The sequence below is a fragment of the Pseudomonas sp. 13B_3.2_Bac1 genome (assembly GCF_025466205.1).
Classification (GTDB): Bacteria; Pseudomonadota; Gammaproteobacteria; order Pseudomonadales; family Pseudomonadaceae; genus Aquipseudomonas; species Aquipseudomonas fluorescens_H.
The window spans coordinates 13,719-33,144 of record NZ_JANLOG010000028.1; the positions used below are offsets into that span (position 1 = coordinate 13,719).

Genomic DNA, 19,426 nt, shown 5'->3' on the forward strand with positions numbered 1-19,426 from the left:
TTGTCGGGTGTACATGAGTTTTGGGTACGACACGGACACTGTGGGAGCGGGCTTGCCCGCGAAGAGGCCATTAGGTTCAGCGCAAATTCCGGATCAGTCAGCGCAGCTGATCGCGAAACTGCCCCGGCGTCATCCCGGTCCAGCGCTTGAACGCGCGGCTGAAGCTGCTGGTGTCGGCAAACCCCAGCAGGTAGCTGACTTCACTCAACGAACAATGCGGATCGCGCAGGTGCAGCAGCGCGAGGTTTTCGCGGCTCTCGTTGAGCAGCGTGTCGAAGCGGCAGCCCTCATCCGCCAAGTGCCGTTGCAGACTGCGCAGGCTCAGGTGCAAGGCTTGAGCAATGCGTTCGGCGCTGGGTTCGCCTTCGGGCAGTTGCTCTTCGATGGCATCGCGCACCTTGCGCTCCCAGGTCAGCGGTTTGAGCTGGGCCAGGGTGCGCTTGAGCACCGCTTCGTTGTGTTCGGCCAATTCCGGGTTGGCGTCGTCGAGGTGACTGTCGAAGTCGGCGAGGGCGAACTCCAGGCGATCTTCGGCGCAGGAGAAATGCACCGGGGCGCGGAATACCTTGTGCCACTGATGTGCATCGGACGGTTCCGGGCGACGCAGGTATACCGCCAGCGGCGCGTAGTCGCGCCCGAGGCGATTGCGGCAGGTGCGCACGTAGATCGCGGCAAACGCGTCGATGGCTTCGAAGGCCGGCGCCGGATTGCCTGACGGAATTTTCAGACGGAACAGGTAACGGTCATCGCTGCGGCTCAGTTCCAGTTCCAGCGCATCGCTGACCACCGGGTGATAACGCACGATGCGCTCGAATACCTCACGCAGGCTGCCGCTGGCCACCAGCGCGTAACCGAGCGCATGGAACGTGGTCGGGCTGACGAACCGCGACACTCGCAGGCCGATCGCCGGATCCCCGCTGAACTGCACCGCCAGTTGCCACAGGCGTGTGGTGCCGGACAACGGATAACGTGCGTTCGGGTCGTCCATCAACTGCGGGTCGAGCCCGGCCTGCTGGCACAGGCCGAGACTGTCCAGCCCCAGCGCATCGAGTTGCTTGCGCAAGGCACGGGTCCAGCTGGCGAGAGAAGTCGGTTCCTTCATGCTGATTGGCGCTTCCGGTCAACAGGTTGGCGTTCACGGCTATCATCAATAAAGCTTTCGCAAGGCAGGATGCGAACATCAATAACCAGAGGATGGAAGCATGGACCGTACTTCTGCAAGTCCCCCGCGACACAATGCTGCCCAGCGATCAGCGCATATTCGCGAAGTGGTGCTGGCCAAGGGTGTCGAACTGCGTGAGCGCTACCCGATTCTGCAGCATCAGGATGCCCTCGGCGCCGGCATTCTGGCCTTCGCCCTGGCCGGGATGGTCGGTTCGGCAGCGCTGTACATCACCGGTCATATGGCGTGGTGGGTGTGCCTGCTGCTGAATGCGTTTTTCGCCTCCTTGACCCATGAGCTGGAACACGACCTGATCCACAGCATGTATTTCCGCAAACAACGGGTGCTGCACAACCTGATGATGGGCCTGGTGTGGCTGGCGCGGCCGAGCACGATCAACCCGTGGATCCGCCGCCACCTGCACCTCAATCACCACAAGGTCTCCGGCACCGAAACCGACATGGAGGAGCGGGCGATCACCAACGGCGAGCCCTGGGGTTTTGCGCGCTTGCTGATGGTCGGCGATAACGTGATGTCGGCGTTCATCCGCATGCTGCGGGCCAAGACCTGGGCGCACAAATTCAGCATCATCAAACGCACGCTGAAGGTCTACGCGCCGCTGGCGCTGGTGCATTGGGGCGCGTGGTACGTGTTCCTCGGCTTCCATGCGGCGAATGGCATCGCCTACCTTCTGGGTTCACCGATTGAATGGTCGGCGACCACGCTGTCGGTGATGCAGGTGATCGACATCGCGGCAGTGGTGATCATCGGCCCGAACGTGCTGCGCACCTTTTGCCTGCACTTCATCAGCTCGAACATGCATTACTACGGCGACATCGAGGCGGGTAATGTGCTGCAGCAATGCCAGGTGTTGAACCCGTGGTGGTTGTTGCCGTTGCAGGCATTCTGCTTCAACTTTGGCAGCAGCCACGGGATTCACCATTTTGTGGTGAAGGAACCGTTTTACATCCGGCAGATGACCGTGCCGGTGGCGCACAAGGTGATGCGTGAGATGGGCGTTCGGTTCAATGATTTCGGCACGTTTGGGCGGGCGAACCGGTTTGTTCGTCGGGATGAAGTGGTAGCGGAGGAGGCGCGTACGGCTCAGGCTTGATGGTGAATTTGCGGGCCTCTTCGCGAGCAAGCCCGCTCCCACAGGGGAACGCATTCCAACGGTGGGAGCGGGCTTGCTCGCGAAGGCACCGGATCAGGCAACCTCAATCCGGCTGAAACGGCGAAGCACTGAGAATCACCCCGGTCTCCTCCACATACTGCTGCCAATGCCCGATCAAGCTGTTGAGCTTGTCCGGCTGATGCGCCGCCAGATCATGAATCTCTCCCGGATCGCTGCTCAGATCATAAAGCTGCCAGGTCGCCGGCCCTACCGGCCCAGGGATCCACACCGCTTTCCACGACCCTTGGCGAATCGCCCGGCGGCCAAACAATTCCCAACCGGTGACGGTGTGCTCGTCGTGCACTTGCGCCGTCTCGCCGGACAAAAAGCCCAGCCACGATTTACCGCGCAGCGGCGCCACCGGTTTGCCGTGCCATTGCTTGCCCGGATGGCGCACGCCGGCCAGATCGAGAATGGTCGGGGTGACGTCCATCACCGTGCCGAAACCGTGGCTGATCTGCCCTTTGATCGGCAATTGCGGATAGTGCAGCAGCGCCGGTACGCGAATCCCGCCCTCGGTGGTGAACGCCTTGAACAGCCGTGACGGCGCGGTCGCCACCTGCGCCCAGCTCGGCCCGTACCAGACGTAGGAATTGGCGCGGCCGATGTTGTCGAGGCTGTTGTCGTAATGCTGATTGAGGTAGGTCAGCAGTTCCGGGCCGAACTTGGGAAACGCCTCCAGCAGTGCCCCCTCGGCACCGTTGTCGGACATGAACAGGATGAAGGTGTTATCGAGTTGGCCCTGCTGGCGCAGGTAATCGACCACCCGGCCGATGTTCCAGTCCATACGCTCGACCATGGCCGCGTAGACCTCCATGGCCCGCGCGGAAATCTGCCGTTGCTCATCACTCAGCGCGTCCCATTGCGCATTCAGTTGAATCAGCGGATGTGGCTCGACATCCGGCTCGATCAGCCCCAGCGCCTTGAGTTTTTCCAGGCGTTCGAGGCGCAAGACTTCGGGACCGGCGTCGTAGCGGCCACGGTATTTTTCGACCACCTCGGCCGGTGCCTGCAACGGCCAGTGCGGTGCGGAGAAAGGCAGGTAGGCGAAGAATGGCCGGCTCTGATCGCGCTCCTTGAGGTACTGCAGCAGCTTGTCGCCGAAGGCGTCCGACGAGTAGAAATCCTTGGGCAATTCGTCGACAAAGGTGTCGTCTTCGATATACAGCGCTGGCGTCGATTTCAGCAGGCCAGGCGTGTGTTCATCGTAAGTCGGCTCGAAACCATAGTGGTTGGCCGCACCCGGCAGCAGCGAGAACGAACGCTCGAAACCGCGAGCCTGCGGCGCCAGTTCAGCGGTCAGGCCGAGGTGCCATTTGCCGCTCATCAACGTCTGGTAACCGGCCTCGCGCAGCAGCTCGGGCAGGGCCACAACGCGGTCGTTCAGGTAGCCTTCGTAACCCGGTTTGCCGATCAACTCCGGGGTCAGCGCTTCGGCCATGGTGCCGATGCCGGCGATGTGGTGGTCGGTGCCGGTCAGCAGCATCGAGCGGGTTGGCGAGCAGGTCGGCGCGGTGTGGAAATCGGTCAGGCGCAGGCCGTTATTGGCCAGGGCATCGAGGTTCGGCGTGGCGATTTCGCCACCGAACGCGCCGATGTCGGAGAAGCCGAGATCGTCGGCCAGAATCACCAAAAAGTTGGGGCGTTGCGGCATCGAAAAGCTCCTCTCAGCAGGCAATGAACGACAGCGGCAGATCGCGGATCTGTATCGGCAGGCTCGGTTGGTAATGGTCGTCACTGGTCAGTTCGTGCAGCAGCTCTTCACGCAACTGATGGAAGTCGAAACTGCTGCGCTGGCGCGGGTGCGGCAGGGCGATATCGACCACTTGCTTGATCCGCCCCGGACGCGGCTCCATCACCACCACGCGGTCGGCCAGAAAGATCGCTTCTTCGACGTCGTGGGTGACGAGGATCGTGGTGATTTTTGCCCGGTCGCGGATTGCCAGCAGCTCGTCCTGCATCTGTTGACGGGTCAGTGCATCAAGGGCGCCGAACGGTTCGTCGAGCAGCAGAATCCGTGGGCTGGCGACCAGCCCGCGAGCAATCGCCACGCGCTGGGCCATGCCGCCGGAGAGCTGGTGCGGATAGGCGCGGGTGAAATCGCGCAGGCCGACCAGATCGATGAAATCGTTGATGCGCTGCTGCTTTTCAGCGGCGCTCAATGGTTCGTTGACCAGGCCGAGGCCGATGTTGTCGGCCACGGTCAGCCACGGAAACAAGCGATGCTCCTGAAACACGATGCCGCGCTCGCCGCCGATGCCGCTGACGGCTTTGCCATCGACGCTGATCTGCCCGCGAAACTGCGTATCCAGACCCACCAGCAAGCGCAGTAAGGTGGATTTTCCACAGCCGCTGGAACCGACGATGGCGACGAATTCGCCCTCGGCGATGTCGAGGTTGAATTCGCGAATCGCCTCCAGTTCGAAACCGTCGACGTCGAAGGATTTGCCTACGTGGGTGAAGCTGACAATCGGTGCGTTCATGCGTGTCTCCAGCGAGTGGCGCGAATTTCCAGGCGTTGGCCGATGAGGTTGAGCAGGGCGCCGGTCAGGCCGACCAGGAGCATCCCGGCCATGATCAGGTCCATGCGCAGCAGTTGTTGGGCACCGATCATCTGGCTGCCGATGCCGCCGTTGGACGGCATGAAGTATTCGGCGCCGATGGTGCCGAGCCAGGCGTAGATCAGGCTCAGCCTGAGTCCGGCGAAAATCCCCGGCGCCGCACCCGGCAGCACCAGACGGCGCAGGCGCTGACCGAGGCTCAGGCGCAGCACCTGCGCGGCCTCGTTGAGTTGTGGCGAGAGGTTGGCGACGCTGCGCTGGGTGGCGATGAACAGCGGGAAAAACGCGGCGAGGGCGACGAACACCCACTTCGCCAATTCACCCAAGCCGAACCACGCGGTGAGCAGCGGCACCCAGGCAAAAATCGCGATCTGGCGAATGGCGGCAAGGGTCGGGCCGAGCAGCCGTTCGCTGGTACGTGAAAGCCCCAACAGCAAGCCGAGGGCGAAACCAAGTCCGCCGCCCAGTAGCAACCCGCCAAGGGTACGACCGAGGCTCAAGGCCATGCCGCTGATCAGCGTGCCGTCGAGCAGACCGTTCCTGGTCGTGTCCAGCACCGCCAGCGGGCTGACCAGGATGTTCGCATCGACCCACTGCTGATCGCTCGCCACTTGCCAGACGCCAATCAGGCCCAGTGGCAACAGCCACGGTTGCAACCGCTGCCAGCCTTCATAGCGCGGGCCACGGCGGATTTCCGCAGTCGCCGGGTGCGGCCAGTGCACCAGTTTGCGGTCGAGAAAACCGATGCCGCGATCCATCGCTACACCGAGCACACCGATGACCACGATGCACACGAACACGATGTCGAGCATGAACAGTTGCCGTGCCCAGACCATCAGGTAACCGATGCCTTCGCTGGACGCCAACAGCTCCACCGCCAGCAATGAAGTCCAGCCAGCGGCCAGGGCCAGACGCACGCCAGCCATGAACGCCGGCAGTGCAGCGGGCAGCACCAGGCGCCGGATCAGCAGGTACGACGGCAGACGCAATACGGCCGCGGCTTCGCGCAGTTTCGGTTGCGCATCACGAACGCCGACCAAGGTATGCAGGGTCACCGGCACCACGATGGCCTTGATCAGCACCACCAGTTTCAGCACTTCACCGATGCCGAAAAACACCATGAACAGCGGAATCCATGCCAGCGTCGGCACTTGTGCCAGACCGGCGAACGTGGGGAAAACCAGGCGTTCGAGACGTCGGCTGAAGCCCAGCGCAGCACCCAGCACCGCGCCCGCAGAGATCCCTGCCAGCAAGCCCCAGAGCAGGCGTTGCAGGCTGATCCACAAATGACTCCACAGCTCGCCCTGGGACAGCTCGATGGCGCTGTTCCACACCAGCGATGGCGCCGGCAGGATCTGCTCGCTCATCCATTGATTGCGCGCGGCCAGCCACCACAGCGCGAACAGGCTGATCGGCAGCAGCCATGGCAACAGACGTTGGTTGAGGCTCGGCCACGCGCGCCGACTTTTCAGTGGCGGCGCCGGCAGTGGCAGACTGAGCAAGGAATCACGGGCCATGGGTGACCTCCGTTGTCGGGTTGCATGGCGAACCGCTTTGCTTGGTGGGAGTGGCTTGCTCACGAAGGCGCAATGTCAGGCGCCGGTGATGGCGAATGACGCGACCCCTTCGCGAGCAAGCCCGCTCCCACATTTGGCTAGCGGTGTATGCAAATTCGATCTATAAAAATTCAAATCAATTCTATTGAGAGATAAGTCAGACCATTTAAGGCCTGCAGCCCGACGCGCATCCAATGCATTCGAAGAATATTTTCGATGCTGTTAATGCATACGCCGCTGCAACCCTCGTCGTTGCTTGCTTAGCGTCAAAAGCTATAAAAATGTGCATTTATAGTATTTAAGCGAAGGTCATGCTTCGGCCTACTTTCGGCTCCTCAACGCCCGTCGTGATCAAGGAGCCGCACCCATGAACCTTCCCTTCAAACGAGTCTTCAGTCTGTTTGCCATCCCGGCATTGGCGGGCCTGCTGGCGTTTACCGCGCAGGCCGACGAGCTCAAGGAAATCAGGATCGCCGTGCCCGACCTGAGCGCCGGCACCCAGCACAGCGGCGGCGGTGTGGTGGATGTGCTGCGTGATCGGCAGATCTTCGAAAAAGCGTTCGCCGATCAGGGCATCAAGATTCAATGGAGCTTCTTCAAGGGCGCCGGGCCGGTGATCAACGAGGCGTTTGCCAACGGTCAGGTCGATCTGGCGTATCTGGGCGACCTCGCGGCGATCATCGGCAAGTCCAATGGCCTCGACACACGTTTGCTCAGCGCCAGTGCGCGTGGGGTGAAGCAATATCTGGGCGTGGTGCCGGGGTCGGGGATCAAGACCCTGCAGGATCTGAAAGGCAAGCGCGTGGCGATCTTCCGTGGCACCGCCACCCAGTTGTCGTTTGATGCGGCGCTGGCCAGTCAAGGCTTGAGCGAGAAGGATCTGAAGGTGATCAATCTCGACTTCAGCGGGGCCACCGCCGCGCTGGCGGCCAAGCAGATTGATGCGTCGTGGGGCAGCTCAGGTCTGGCCGCTTTGCAGAGCAAGGGGCTGGCCGAATTGCCGCTCAACACCAAGGACCTGGGGGGCGCCGGTAGCGTGCAATCGGTGTTGGTGGGGGCCGGCAAGTTTGTCGACGGGCATCCTGAGGTCGTGGCGAAACTGCTCAAGGCGCAGCAGCAGGCGGTGGATTGGCTGACCCAGGACAGCAACAAGGATGCCTACGTGCAGTTGGTGTCGGGGCTGGCAAGTTATCCACCGGTGATCCTGACCCAGGACCTGCAGGATCAGAAACTCAGCGAAGTGTTTCCGTCGACGCTGGACCCGGTATTCCTCGGCAAATTGCAGGACTCGGTGGATCTGGCGGCGCAGCAGAAGCTGATTCGCAAGCCGTTCAAGGTCAGCGATTGGGTGGCACCTGAACTGGCGGCGGCCAAGCTCTGAATCTTCAGTGTCTGGACGGGCCTCTTCGCGAGCAAGCCCGCTCCCACAAGGATCTTCAGTGAACACAGATTGTGTATTCACAACGGTCCCCTGTGGGAGCGGGCTTGCTCGCGAAGGCGTCCTCAAACCGCGACGCTGACTTCCTGCTTGTCCACCGCCACCAACGTCTCGATCATCGCCCGCGCTGCCGGCGACAAACGAAACCCGGTACGACTGACAATCCCGCAGCGCGCGTTCATGCTCTCCAGATTCTGCGGCAGGTTGCGCCAGTGCAGCAGCGCCAGTGAACCCTGGGCAATGTCCTCGTAAAATGCTTCTGCCGTACCGATGCCGATGGCATTCGATTGCAGCACCACTTTCACCAGCGCCGGGAAGTGCTCGGTCTCGATGGTCGGGGAAAAATCGATCCGGCCGCTGAGGTTCGCCAGCAGTTTGCGAATCCCCGGGGGGATCAGCGTGGTCGCCAGCGGGTAGTCGAACATGTCGTTGGTCGACAGGCTTTCCTTGGCCAGCAGCGGGTGCCCGGGCCGGCAGAAAAACACGCCGCGCTTGGGCGTCAGGGCCTGGGTCTGGAAGTTCGGATCGGCTTCGAAGTGGCGGATGTCGGCGATGAAGAATTCGATCTCTTCACGGCTCAGCGCACGGCTGAGTTTTTCCCAGTTATCCACCTGAAAACAGGTGCGCACTTTCGGGTGCGCGTTGATGAATTGCGCCACCGCATCCGGCACCAGTTTCACCGCCGGGGCCGGGCCGCAGCCGAAGTGCAGTTCCCCGGCATCAAGCTTGGTCATCTGCGTCACTTCCGCGCTGAGCAGCGCCGCGCCTTGCACCAGGGTCAGGGCGTGTTGCAGTACCACCTGGCCTTCGGGTGTCGGGCGCAGATCTTTGTTGCCGCGATCCACCAGCACGCAGCCGAACTCTTGCTCCAGCCCTTGAATGCTGCGGCTGAACGCCGGTTGAGTGATGCCCATGGCGTCTGCCGCACGGACAAAACTGCGGTGTTCGTTGAGGGCGATGAAGTAGCGCAACTGGCGAAGATCCATATGCTTTTCCGGCATCCTAAAAATAGCTCGAAGGCATTTGCGACGAGGGTTGCTTGAGGTTTTAAATGCAAGCTCTTATTCCGTCAACGAAGCATGTGAATATCTATTAGATGTAAATGGAATATAGATAGAGCGATGTTTCGCTGCCGCCAACCGCAAGCAGTCGATGAGGGTCTACCCATGAGCAATGCCGCACTCGCTGTAAAACCCGCTGTCCACGCGCTGGAAATCCACCCGGTGGCCGGCCGTATCGGCGCCGAGATTCGTGGCGTGCACCTGTCCGGTGAGCTGGACGCCGCCACGGTCGAAGCCATTCAGCAGGCGCTGATCCAGTACAAGGTGGTGTTCTTCCGCGAGCAGACCCAGCTCGACGATCAGCGCCAGGAAGCCTTCGCCCATCTGCTCGGCGAGCCCGTGGCGCATCCGACCGTACCGGTGCGTGAGGGCACGCGTTATCTGCTGGAGCTGGACGGGGCCGAAGGCCAGCGCGCCAACTCCTGGCACACCGACGTGACCTTCGTCGACGCCTACCCGAAAGCCTCGATCCTGCGCTCGGTGGTGGCGCCGGCCTTCGGTGGCGACACCCTGTGGGCTAACACCGCGACTGCGTACAACGAACTGCCGACCGAACTGCGCGAGCTGGCGGACAAACTGGTCGCCGTACACAGCAACGAATACGACTACGCCGGGGCCAAGCCGGACGTGTCGCCGGAGAAGCTTGAGCGCTATCGCAAGATCTTCACCTCGACCGTCTACGAGACCGAACACCCGGTGGTGCGCGTACACCCGATCAGCGGCGAGAAAAGCTTGCTGCTGGGGCACTTCGTCAAACGCATCAAGGGTTATTCGCAGGCCGATTCGGCGCACTTGTTTGGCCTGTTGCAGAGCCATGTAATTCGTCAGGAAAACACCGTGCGCTGGCGCTGGAAGGCCGGTGACGTGGCGATCTGGGATAACCGTTCGACCCAGCATTATGCGATTGATGATTACGGCACCCAGGATCGCATCGTGCGCCGGGTGACGCTCAAGGGGGAGGTGCCGGTGGGGGTTTCGGGGCAGCGTAGTCAAACCATCAAAGGTGCCGAGCTCGTCGGCGTCTGATCGGGCCTCTTCGCGAGCAAGCCCGCTCCCACAGTAGAAATGTGTTGAACACAGTGGATGTGAACGACACAGAACCCTGTGGGAGCGGGCTTGCTCGCGAAGCTCTTTCACCAAACGCCAATCTGCACGACTTTCTCGGTCTCAGGCTCGCCATAGCGAAACCGCTGCCCGCGCAGATCGATCTCCTGATTGCTGATGGTCGTCCGCCGCTTCAAACCGCGCACCCATTCGAACAGATACCCCGCATGCTCTTCGCGCACCGCCGCGTATGCCGGGTCCTCACCCAGATCGCGCAACTCCTGCGGATCATTCAGCAGATCAAACAACTGCGGCCGGAAGCCGTCGTACGCCAGATATTTCCAGCGCTCGCTGCGCACCATGGTCATGCGGCAACGGTCGATCGGCTGGCCAAGTCGCTCGCGCGCCGGGGCCTGGAAGGCGTAGTCGTATTCGCTGATCGCGTAGCGACGCCAGTCGGGGTTTTCGCCGTGCAACAGCGGGATCAGCGAGCGTCCTTCCAGGCGATGCTCGGCCCCCGGCAAGCCCAGGGCCTGGAGAAGCGTCGGCAACGCATCAATGGTTTCCGCCAGTCGCTCATCCACCGTACCCCGAGTGATATCCGCCGCCGCGCGCGGGTCGCGCACGATCAATGGCACGCCCACCGCTTGCTCCAGCAAAAACTCCTTCTCGCCCAGCCAGTGGTCGCCGAGAAAGTCGCCGTGATCGCTGGTGAACACGATCAACGTGTCATCCCACCTGCCGTTGCTCTGCAGAAAATCGAACAGGCGCCCGAGTTGGTCATCCACCTGCTTGATCAGGCCCATGTAGGTAGGGATTACATTCAATCGTACTGAATCACGGGAGAAGTTGAGGCTTTCCTCATGTTGACGAAACGCCGTGTATACGGGGTGTTTGCTGGCTTCGGAGGGCGTCGCGCGGACCGCTTCGAGAATCGATTTCGTACTGTACAAGGCGTGGTATGGCGCCGGTACGATGTAGGGCCAGTGCGGTTTGATGTAGGAGAGGTGTAAACACCAGGATTTATCACCTTGCTCGGTGATGAAGTCGATGGCTCGATTAGTAGTGTAGACAGTCTCAGAGAACTGCTCGGGAATTCGCGCTGGCAAATGCGCATGACGCATGTGCCAGCCGCTGAGGATTTCGCCGTTCTCGCCTTCGGCGGCGTTGGCCCAGTCGTGCCAGGGATTGCGCCCGTCGAAACCCTGCTCGCGCAGGTAGTGGGTGTAGGGCGCGGATTCGCGTTTGTCGTCGAACAACGGGTCGTCGGGGAAGATTCCGTCGTGGCGAAAGTACGGTTCGAAACCGACCTCGTTGAGCACCTCGGCCTGTGCGCTGTCCGGGCTGATCGCCAGTCGCTGCAGGGCATCGACATTGGCCGTGGCGTGGGTCTTGCCGACCAGCGCGGTGCGAATGCCGTGGGGGCGCAGGTAGTCGCCAATCGTCAGCTCTTCCAGCGGCAATGGCACGGCGTTCCATGCGACCTGATGGCTGCTGACGTAGCGTCCGGTATAGGCCGACATCCGCGACGGGCCGCAGATCGTGCCCTGGGTGTAGGCACGGCTGAAGCGCACGCCGGCGGCGGCCAGGCGATCGATGTTCGGCGTGTGCAGATGCGGGTGGCCGTAGCAGGACAGGTAATCGCGGCGCAGTTGATCGCACATGATGTACAGCACGTTGCGCACAGGGTTTTGCGGGTTGGACATGGGGTTCACCGGTCAGAAAGACAGGCGAGGGTTGTCGCTTTCGGCAGGGGTGTTCGGCAAGTGCATTTGGGGAATGGGTTTTATGCAGTGGATGCATCGGTGTGAGTGGCGACGCCTTCGCGAGCAAGCCCGCTCCCACAGGAGTACGCATTCCAAATGTGGGAGCGGGCTTGCTCGCGAAGAGGGTGGCTCAGACGGCAAAATTCTCCAGCGAACACACCTCATCATCCACCGCATCAATCGCCTTGATCTGCTCAATCATCGCCTCGGCCAGCGGCGACAACCGATACCCCGCCCGACTGACAATCCCGTAGCGGGTGTACAGCTCTTCCAGATCATCCGCCAGACCCTCGATCCGCAAACACACCAGCTCACCCTTGGCCTGATGCAGCGCATCGGAATACGCCCCGACAATCCCGATGGCATCCGAGCGCAGCACCACGCTGAGCAGGCTTGAGCTGTTTTCGCATTCGACATTGGGGGTGAAGTCCGGGCGGCCGCTGAGGTCGACGATGACCTTGCGCAGGTTCGGCGGACGAATGCTCACCGCCAGTGGATAACTCATCAGTTGCTCGGCCGAGACCCGTTCAAACGCCGCCAACGGATGCCCGGCACGGCAGCAGAAATGCCATTTGCGTGGCCGCAGGCGGTAAGTCAGGTAATCCGGATCGGCTTCGAAGTGCCGGGTGTCGGCGACGAAGAATTCGAACTCTTCGCTGAGCAGGCGTTTGCTCAGGCTCTGCCAGTCATCGACCTGAAATTGCACCCGCGCTTTCGGGTAGCGCCCGATGAACGCGCCGATGGCGCGCGGGATCAATCCGGCTGCTGGCGCCGGGCCGCAACCGAAGCGCAGTTCGCCCGCTTCCAGACCATTGAACTGACTGATCTCGTTGGCCATCTGCTGCGCGCCGCTGACCAGTCGCCGCGCGTGCTCGAGCAGCACCTGGCCCTGCTTGGTCGGCGGCAGATCCTTGCGTCCACGGTCGACCAACTGGCAGCCAACGCTGTGTTCCAGCGCCTGAATGCTGCGGCTGAAGGCCGACTGCGACAGGTTCACCGCCTGCGCGCCGGCGACGAAGCTGCGTTGTTCGGCGAGGGCGATGAAGTGTCGAAGTTGGCGCAAGTCGATATGCATTTTTCACATAAAAAATATCCGGGAAATGCATTGGATATGCATTAGGTCGACTCCTTATAAAGGCAATCTCTTATGCAGTAAATCTTTGTAAAAACATAAATAAATAACTTTAAAGAATATACAGCGCAAAAGTTGACTGTGTGTTTTTTGACCAGGAGCCGCGCCATGAGTCCGTTGAACCTTGCGTCACCCTTAACGCCACGACGGCTCAAACGCCTGCCTCTGGCCCTGTTGCTGGCGGGGAGTGCCAGCTGGACTCACAGCTACGCCGCCGACGCCGATACCCCGCCACCGGCTCCCGCCGGCAAGCCTGCGGCCAACAGCTCGCAGCTGGAGACCGTGACCGTTACCACCCGCCGCCGCGAAGAAAGTTCGCAGGATGTGCCAACGCCGATGAGCGTGGTCAGCGGCCAGACTCTGGAGACGCAGCGCGTTTACCGGATTCAGGATTTGCAGCAACTGGTGCCGAGCGTCAACGTCGCCTACATGCATGCGCGCCAGTCCAGCGTGTCGATTCGTGGCCTCGGCAACAACCCGGCCAGCGACGGTCTGGAGGGCAGTGTCGGTCTGTACATCGACAACGTGTATCTGGGCCGTCCGGGGATGGCGGTATTCGACCTGATGGACATCGAACAGCTCGAAGTCCTGCGCGGGCCGCAGGGCACGCTGTTCGGCAAGAACACCACCGCCGGGGTGATCAACATCAGCACCCGCGCGCCGACCTTCACCCCTGAGCGCAGCATCGAAACCTCGTTCGGCGAGGACGGTTATTTCCAGACCAAGGGCACCATTTCCGGGCCGATCAACGATGAGCTGGCCGGACGTTTTTCGGCCTATCGCACCCGCAGCGACGGCGACATCAAGAACGAATACAACGGCCATGATTTGAACGGTGGCTCGCGCGATGGCTTCCGTGCGCAGTTGCTGTTCAAGCCCAACGAAGACTTCAACCTGCGCTGGATCGGCGACTACAACGAAGAGGACTCCAGCGCCGGCACCCGCGTGCTGTACAACACCGGGCCGACCATCAATGGCGTCAACCTGTACCAGTCGCGGGCCGATGCCGCCGGTGCGACGTTGGTCAACGGCTCGCACCGCAAGGTCAATCTGGACAACGATCAGCACGTCACCGTGCATCAGGGCGGCACGTCGGTGGAGGCCAACTGGACGCTGCCGAGCGATTTCACCCTGACCTCGATCAGCTCCTATCGCTTCTGGAATTTCACCCCGGCCAACGACGACGGTCTCAACGTCGCGGCGACCTACAACGCTGGCGTTTCGGTCGAAGACAAACAGTACTCGCAGGAATTTCGCCTGGCCTCGCCCAAGGGCGAGTTCTTCGATTACGTGGTGGGCGCGTACTACTTCGGCTCGGATCTGGACAACAAATCCTTCGCCTATTACGGCCCGCAGGCCGACATCTGGAACGGCACGCCACGCGGTGCGCTGGCCAACGTTGACAGCGTGGGCAACGGCCATATCAAGACCGACAGTTTCGCGTTGTTCGCCCAAGGCACCTGGCACCTGACCGAGCGCCTGGATTTCACCGCCGGGGTGCGCGGCACCTATGAAGAAAAAACCGCCTGGGTCACTCGCGATGCACCAGTCGGTGGCGCTGCGGTGACCGGTGCCGCGGCCACTGCACGACGCGGACGCACTGGCGCCTACGATTCCGGCGATCTCAACCAGTACAGCTCAAGCCCCTCCGGGTTGCTCAACCTCAGCTACCGCATCACCGATGATCTGCTCGGCTACGCCACGCTGTCCCACGGCGAAAAATCCGGTGGCGTGAACCTCGCGGTGGGTTCGGCACCAACTGCTGGCGCCGACTCGTTGTTGATCGGCACCGAGCGCGCCAACAACGCCGAACTCGGCTTCAAGAGCACCCTGTGGGATCGGCGTCTGCAGCTGAACGCCAACGTGTTCTGGACTCAGGTCAACGCCTATCAGACCAACGCCTACGACGACGTCAACCGCGTGCAATACCTGACCAATGCCGGCTCGGTGCGCTCGCACGGCGTCGAATTCGAAAGCACGGTGATTCCGTTGCGCGGCCTGACGCTGAACTTCAACGGCTCGTACAACGACGTCAGTTACCTCTCGTACAAAGATGCGCCATGCCCGCCGGAAATCAGCCAGGCCCCGGGCGCACCGGCGTCCTGCGATCTCAGCGGCCACCAGGTGGTCGGCGCTTCCAAATGGATCGGCAACGCCAACGGCGAATACAAATGGAATCTGGCCAACGGCTTCGAACCCTACGTCACCGCCAGCTACGCGTTCCGCTCGAAAGCGGTGGGCACGGTCGAAGATTCCGACTACGGGCAGATCCCGAGCTACGCGGTGGTCAACCTGTCCACCGGTCTGCGCGGTGATTTCAATCAGGGCCAGTGGGACGTTTCGCTATGGCTGAAAAACGCCTTCGACAAGACCTACTACACGACCCTGTGGACCGGCGGCAACGGCGGTTATGAAGGCCTGCTCGGTACGCCGCGCACCCTCGGCGTTACCGGTCGCTACGACTTCTGACTTGTTCCGGCAACCCTCATTGCACGATCAGGCAGGCGCCCGGAGGGCACCTTGGACTGTGCCCCTCGAAGTTGACGAATTTAATGACCGCCTCCTTTTTGGAGGTGGTCAGGGTCACGATCCCCTTCCCGTAATCCAAATCCGTGTATGCATGGGATTCAACTGTGTATTTGACGCCTTTCTGTATCGCATAGATGGGATCGCTGGAATTATTCACAACCCTCAATGAGGTATCGTTTGCTACCGCAGGGTAGGACGCTTTAGCGGGATCAATGGAAACCTGACCGCTTGGGATCACATTCTGTGGGCTTTCGGTGTCAGCATTTACAGTAGACAGATATGCAGCCGAGAGCAGTGCAATCGAGCTGATCAATGATTTGGCATTCATTTTTTCATCCTTAAAGTGGTGACTATTTAATTAATTCAACGACTTGATTTAATGCGCATCACGCGGCGGTTGTCACCTGTAAGAACTAACAGGTGCGCGGGCTTTGAACGATTTGCTTGAGCTATTCTTAGAATAAAAAGAAATAATGATTAAGCTGAAAATGTCCAAGTTCAGCCAGAACAGCGTGAACTACGACATCGCTTACGGGCATTACCATTTCCAGAACAGCACCGGGCAGCCTACGATCATCACCTTCGCGGCTCTGAATGACGGCACCGGTTTTCAATCCTGGACGCTGTTCTCACCGGATCACAACTATTCGAAAGTTCGTGCGGTGGGTTCGCGTACCAACTTTGATGGTGATGTTGTGGGGCTGGCTGGAGAATTTATCAAACAGTAATCTGGAGTCACAAAAAAGCCGCCGCGCTATTTAAGCTCGGCGGCTTTTTCTTACACTCAATAAGTCGTTTTCATGTCTATCGTACTTCCTTTGGATGACAGAGTTTGCTTGTGCTTGATTCTAAGCTCGCTGCGAACTTCATCACTCGATCAGGATGCTTACATGCAAAACGGACTTTATTCCAATACCCTTGATGGTCCCTCTCTGACCATTGTCGATTCCGATGATCGCACCGGCGTCTTCGGTGGCACGTTGCATCACGAAGGCGTCAACTACAGCATCGTCAACGGTCGTTATTCCAGCCTCAACGGCTATCAGCCTCCCACCGTGGTTTCGCTCCTGGCGGCTAACCAGGATCACGGTTACTTCGCCTTGACCCTGTTTTCGCCAAGCCGTGGCACCCACGAACTGCGCGGCCACTGCGTGCGCGTCACCTACGACGGTGCGGTCAGCACGTTGCCCGGTGACTTGCTGCGCAATGCCTGAGGCGCCGCGGGCGCCCGCTGTCTCTCTTCAAATAAACCAAGCAAGGATGCTGCACATGTCCACGATCAACGGCGTTTATCACCACGAGCCTTCCGCGACAACGTTGACCCTGACCGAGGGCGATGACCGCACCGGCAGTTTCACCGGCACATTGTCGCTGTCCGGGATCGACCACCCGCTCGCGTTTGGCAATTTTCATTTCAAGCACGGCTTTTCAACAGGCACGATCGCCATCTCCTTCAGCACGCAGATGACCGATGGCAGGCGACAAGCGTGGGTAATGTTCTCCGCCGATCAGACCTATGCACGCCTGCGTGCAATGGGTAGTGCGGCCGACCTGTCAGGGGATGTCGCGCTGACCGGCCTGGAATTTGTCCGACAAGAGCCGTGAAAAAGCCCGGATTGAACGGTTTTCGCATGCCTTCGCCGAATATTTTTCATGCTTGAAAAGCATTGTAAATCTGCGCCCGGACGCTAGCCCTTACCGGCCGCGGCTTCGCGACATTCGGCAGAAATTTATATTCTTAAAAAGACTAAGCACATCAAGAAAAGTTACTTTCGGAGATAAGCAATTGCTCCAATGATTCACCCAACGACCGGTCGCCCGGGGGATGTTTGCGGCGACCCGTCGGGTACTTCGCAAAGAGACCGCAGGGAGTGAATCAATGGGCAATGTCCAGACCGCCGCCAGTGCACAGGAGGTGCTGTGGCGCCAGGCACCGAGTGGCGAATTGGTCGATCTCGGCCGGCCTCATCGTGTGCCGCTGGGGCAGCTGCGTTTGCAGCGTGCGCCCAAGGGCATTCTGAGCCGCCGTGAAACCATTCTGCTCGGCGTGCTGGCGCTGCTGGTGCACGGCGCGGTGATCTACTGGATCAACCAGCATCCGACGCCGGCGTTGCCGATCGTGCCGCCGGAAATTCCGCCGATGACCATCGAGTTTTCGCGGCCGGCGCCACCCGCGCCGCCGGTGGTCGAACCGCCGCCACCGGTACCGGTGGTTGAGCCACCGCCGCCGGTTGAAGACGAGTTGGCGGTGAAGCCGCCGCCACCCAAACCGATTCCCAAGCCCAAGCCGAAACCGGTGGCCAAACCGGTGCCGAAACCGGCACCCAAAGCGCTCGAGCAACCTCCGGCGCCGCCCCAACCGGCCGCTCCGGTTGCCGCGCCGGCACCACCCGCGCCACCGGCTCCCGCGCCAGTGACACCGGCCTCGGCCAACGCGGCGTACCTGAAGAACCCTGCGCCGGAGTATCCATCGCTGGCCCAGCGTCGCGGCTGGGAAGGCACGGTGATGCTGAGGGTGCACGTATTGGCCAACGGCAAGCCCGGTGAGATCCAGATTCAGAAAAGCAGCGGTCGGCAGCAACTCGACGATGCGGCGCTAAGCGCGGTCAAGCAGTGGAGCTTTGTGCCGGCCAAGCAGGGTGATGTCGCCCAGGACGGCTGGGTCAGCGTGCCCATCGATTTCAAGATTCATTAATTGGTAATCAGCTGACTTTATTCTCGCGGTGTGTCTGGAACCGCCATCGCGAGCAAGCTCGGCTCCCACACACGAGGGAATACATCATGACGTTACTGGCCTCTCCACTGGAATCCATCGAAAGCGCGGTGATCTGGCTGCTGGTGGTTTTTTCCGTTGCCACCTGGGGACTGGCGCTGCTCAAGGCTGTGCAGTTCGGTCGTCTGAAGGCGCAGGATCGCAGGTTTCATAAACGTTTCTGGGCGGCGTCGAGTCTCGACTCCGCCGCCGAGTTGAGCGAAACCCAACCCGGCGCTGCCGCTCGGGTGGCACAGGCCGGTTATGCGGCGATCCAGGTCGGCGAAGCGCCACAGGCCAATGACCTGAGTCAGGCGATCAACCATCAGGATCGCCTTGAGCGTGCCTTGCGCCAGCAGATCGTCCGCGAACGGCGTTCGCTGGAAACCGGTCTGGCGGTGGTCGCGAGTATTGGCAGCACCTCGCCGTTCATCGGTCTGTTCGGCACGGTGTGGGGAATCATGGAAGCGCTCAAGGGCATCAGCGCGGCAGGCTCGGCGAGCCTGGAAACCGTCGCCGGTCCGATCGGTGCGGCACTGGTTGCCACCGGAGTGGGGATCGCGGTCGCGGTGCCGGCGGTGCTGGTTTACAACTACTTTTTGCGGCGTCTGAAACTGACGGCGGCGGATCTGGATGACTTCGCCCACGACTTCTACAGCCTGGCGCAGAAGAGTGCGTTCCGAGTGCTGATCCACCCGACTGCAAACAAGGTAGCGGCACCGGGCAACGCAACAAAAGTGAAGGAGGCGTCCTGATATGGCCTTCTCCACGCAAGACAGCGACGAGGTGCTGAGCGAGATCAACGTGACGCCGCTGGTGGACGTGATGCTGGTGCTGCTGGTGGTGTTTATCGTCACCGCGCCGCTGCTGACCAACGCGATCCCGATCAACCTGCCAAAGACCGAAGCAGTAGCACCGGTCGAGCAGAAAGATCCGCTGGTGGTGAGCATCGACGGCGCCGGCAAACTGTTTATCAACAAGGATGAAATTCAGCCGGACTTGCTGGAATTCAACCTCAAGTCGGCCAAGGCCAAGGACCCGGAAGTGCGCGTGCAATTGCAGGCCGACGACGGGGTGAACTACGGCGAAGTGGCGCGGGCCATGGCCTCGATCGAGCGGGCAGGGATTACCAAGTTGTCGGTGATCACTGCGCGGTAACAGGATTTACGTTTTTCCGGGGCCGTCTCCTTGGCAGGGTGCGGCCCTTTTTTTATCCCGGTTTTAACCCACTCGCGATCCCTGTAGGAGCTG

General features: G+C 60.8%; 18 protein-coding genes. 10 read left to right on the forward strand and 8 right to left on the reverse strand.

Going from position 1 to position 19,426, the window contains the following annotated elements; all coding sequences use genetic code 11:
* Positions 1-97 precede the first annotated feature (97 nt).
* Positions 98-1,102, reverse strand: a complete 1,005-nt coding sequence (locus NTD85_RS04425; RefSeq protein WP_003220532.1) for an AraC family transcriptional regulator — start codon at positions 1,100-1,102, stop codon at positions 98-100.
* 100 nt (positions 1,103-1,202) lie between these two features.
* Between NTD85_RS04425 and NTD85_RS04430 the strand changes: the two genes are divergently transcribed.
* Positions 1,203-2,276 (forward strand): fatty acid desaturase, encoded by a 1,074-nt coding sequence (locus tag NTD85_RS04430; RefSeq protein ID WP_262141512.1) that lies wholly within the window; start codon positions 1,203-1,205, stop codon positions 2,274-2,276.
* Positions 2,277-2,379: 103 nt separating this feature from the next.
* On the opposite strand, the gene NTD85_RS04435 is transcribed toward NTD85_RS04430, so the two are convergent.
* From NTD85_RS04435 to NTD85_RS04445, 3 genes are read right to left on the reverse strand one after another with little or no spacing between them, the layout of a single operon-like run.
* Complete coding sequence (locus NTD85_RS04435) at positions 2,380-3,990, reverse strand: arylsulfatase (RefSeq protein WP_262141514.1); 1,611 nt, start codon at positions 3,988-3,990, stop codon at positions 2,380-2,382.
* Positions 3,991-4,003: 13 nt separating this feature from the next.
* Positions 4,004-4,819, reverse strand: a complete 816-nt coding sequence (locus NTD85_RS04440) for an ABC transporter ATP-binding protein (RefSeq protein ID WP_262141515.1) — start codon at positions 4,817-4,819, stop codon at positions 4,004-4,006.
* Entirely contained in the window at positions 4,816-6,414 is a 1,599-nt protein-coding gene (locus tag NTD85_RS04445; RefSeq protein ID WP_003220540.1) for an ABC transporter permease, read from the reverse strand. The genes NTD85_RS04440 and NTD85_RS04445 overlap by 4 nt, the downstream gene beginning before the upstream one ends.
* A 406-nt stretch (positions 6,415-6,820) precedes the next feature.
* On the opposite strand from NTD85_RS04445, the gene NTD85_RS04450 reads away from it, so the two are divergent.
* Complete coding sequence (locus NTD85_RS04450) at positions 6,821-7,834, forward strand: ABC transporter substrate-binding protein (protein WP_003220542.1); 1,014 nt, start codon at positions 6,821-6,823, stop codon at positions 7,832-7,834.
* A 122-nt stretch (positions 7,835-7,956) separates the two neighbouring features.
* Here the strand turns inward: NTD85_RS04450 and NTD85_RS04455 are convergent, their stop codons facing one another.
* On the reverse strand, positions 7,957-8,877 hold the full coding sequence (locus tag NTD85_RS04455) for a LysR family transcriptional regulator (protein WP_262141516.1): 921 nt from the start codon (positions 8,875-8,877) through the stop codon (positions 7,957-7,959).
* A 180-nt stretch (positions 8,878-9,057) separates the two neighbouring features.
* Between NTD85_RS04455 and NTD85_RS04460 the strand changes: the two genes are divergently transcribed.
* Positions 9,058-9,978: a TauD/TfdA dioxygenase family protein gene (locus tag NTD85_RS04460; protein WP_103485228.1), complete on the forward strand. Its 921-nt coding sequence runs from the start codon at positions 9,058-9,060 to the stop codon at positions 9,976-9,978.
* A 107-nt stretch (positions 9,979-10,085) separates the two neighbouring features.
* Here NTD85_RS04460 and NTD85_RS04465 read toward each other — a convergent pair whose 3' ends face one another.
* Together NTD85_RS04465 and NTD85_RS04470 are read right to left on the reverse strand one after the other, a co-directional pair.
* Positions 10,086-11,702: an alkaline phosphatase family protein gene (locus NTD85_RS04465; RefSeq protein WP_262141517.1), complete on the reverse strand. Its 1,617-nt coding sequence runs from the start codon at positions 11,700-11,702 to the stop codon at positions 10,086-10,088.
* 190 nt (positions 11,703-11,892) lie between these two features.
* Positions 11,893-12,837, reverse strand: coding sequence for a LysR family transcriptional regulator (locus NTD85_RS04470; protein WP_103520463.1), 945 nt, complete (start codon positions 12,835-12,837; stop codon positions 11,893-11,895).
* Positions 12,838-13,002: 165 nt separating this feature from the next.
* Between NTD85_RS04470 and NTD85_RS04475 the strand changes: the two genes are divergently transcribed.
* Complete coding sequence (locus tag NTD85_RS04475; protein ID WP_262141518.1) at positions 13,003-15,363, forward strand: TonB-dependent receptor; 2,361 nt, start codon at positions 13,003-13,005, stop codon at positions 15,361-15,363.
* Positions 15,364-15,379: 16 nt separating this feature from the next.
* Here NTD85_RS04475 and NTD85_RS04480 read toward each other — a convergent pair whose 3' ends face one another.
* Complete coding sequence (locus NTD85_RS04480; protein WP_262141519.1) at positions 15,380-15,751, reverse strand: hypothetical protein; 372 nt, start codon at positions 15,749-15,751, stop codon at positions 15,380-15,382.
* 145 nt (positions 15,752-15,896) lie between these two features.
* On the opposite strand from NTD85_RS04480, the gene NTD85_RS04485 reads away from it, so the two are divergent.
* From NTD85_RS04485 to NTD85_RS04510, 6 genes are all read left to right on the forward strand, one after another.
* Positions 15,897-16,151 carry a hypothetical protein gene (locus NTD85_RS04485; RefSeq protein WP_262141520.1) on the forward strand — a complete coding sequence of 85 codons (255 nt, stop codon included), beginning with the start codon at positions 15,897-15,899 and terminating at the stop codon, positions 16,149-16,151.
* 162 nt (positions 16,152-16,313) lie between these two features.
* Positions 16,314-16,637: a hypothetical protein gene (locus NTD85_RS04490; RefSeq protein ID WP_003220556.1), complete on the forward strand. Its 324-nt coding sequence runs from the start codon at positions 16,314-16,316 to the stop codon at positions 16,635-16,637.
* A 55-nt stretch (positions 16,638-16,692) separates the two neighbouring features.
* Positions 16,693-17,028: a hypothetical protein gene (locus tag NTD85_RS04495; protein WP_262141521.1), complete on the forward strand. Its 336-nt coding sequence runs from the start codon at positions 16,693-16,695 to the stop codon at positions 17,026-17,028.
* A gap of 274 nt (positions 17,029-17,302) precedes the next feature.
* Entirely contained in the window at positions 17,303-18,118 is an 816-nt protein-coding gene (locus NTD85_RS04500; RefSeq protein ID WP_003220562.1) for an energy transducer TonB, read from the forward strand.
* 86 nt (positions 18,119-18,204) lie between these two features.
* Positions 18,205-18,930, forward strand: a complete 726-nt coding sequence (locus NTD85_RS04505) for a MotA/TolQ/ExbB proton channel family protein (RefSeq protein ID WP_103520459.1) — start codon at positions 18,205-18,207, stop codon at positions 18,928-18,930.
* Between the two features lies 1 nt (position 18,931).
* Positions 18,932-19,333, forward strand: a complete 402-nt coding sequence (locus NTD85_RS04510) for an ExbD/TolR family protein (protein ID WP_003220570.1) — start codon at positions 18,932-18,934, stop codon at positions 19,331-19,333.
* The last annotated feature ends 93 nt before the right edge of the window (positions 19,334-19,426 follow it).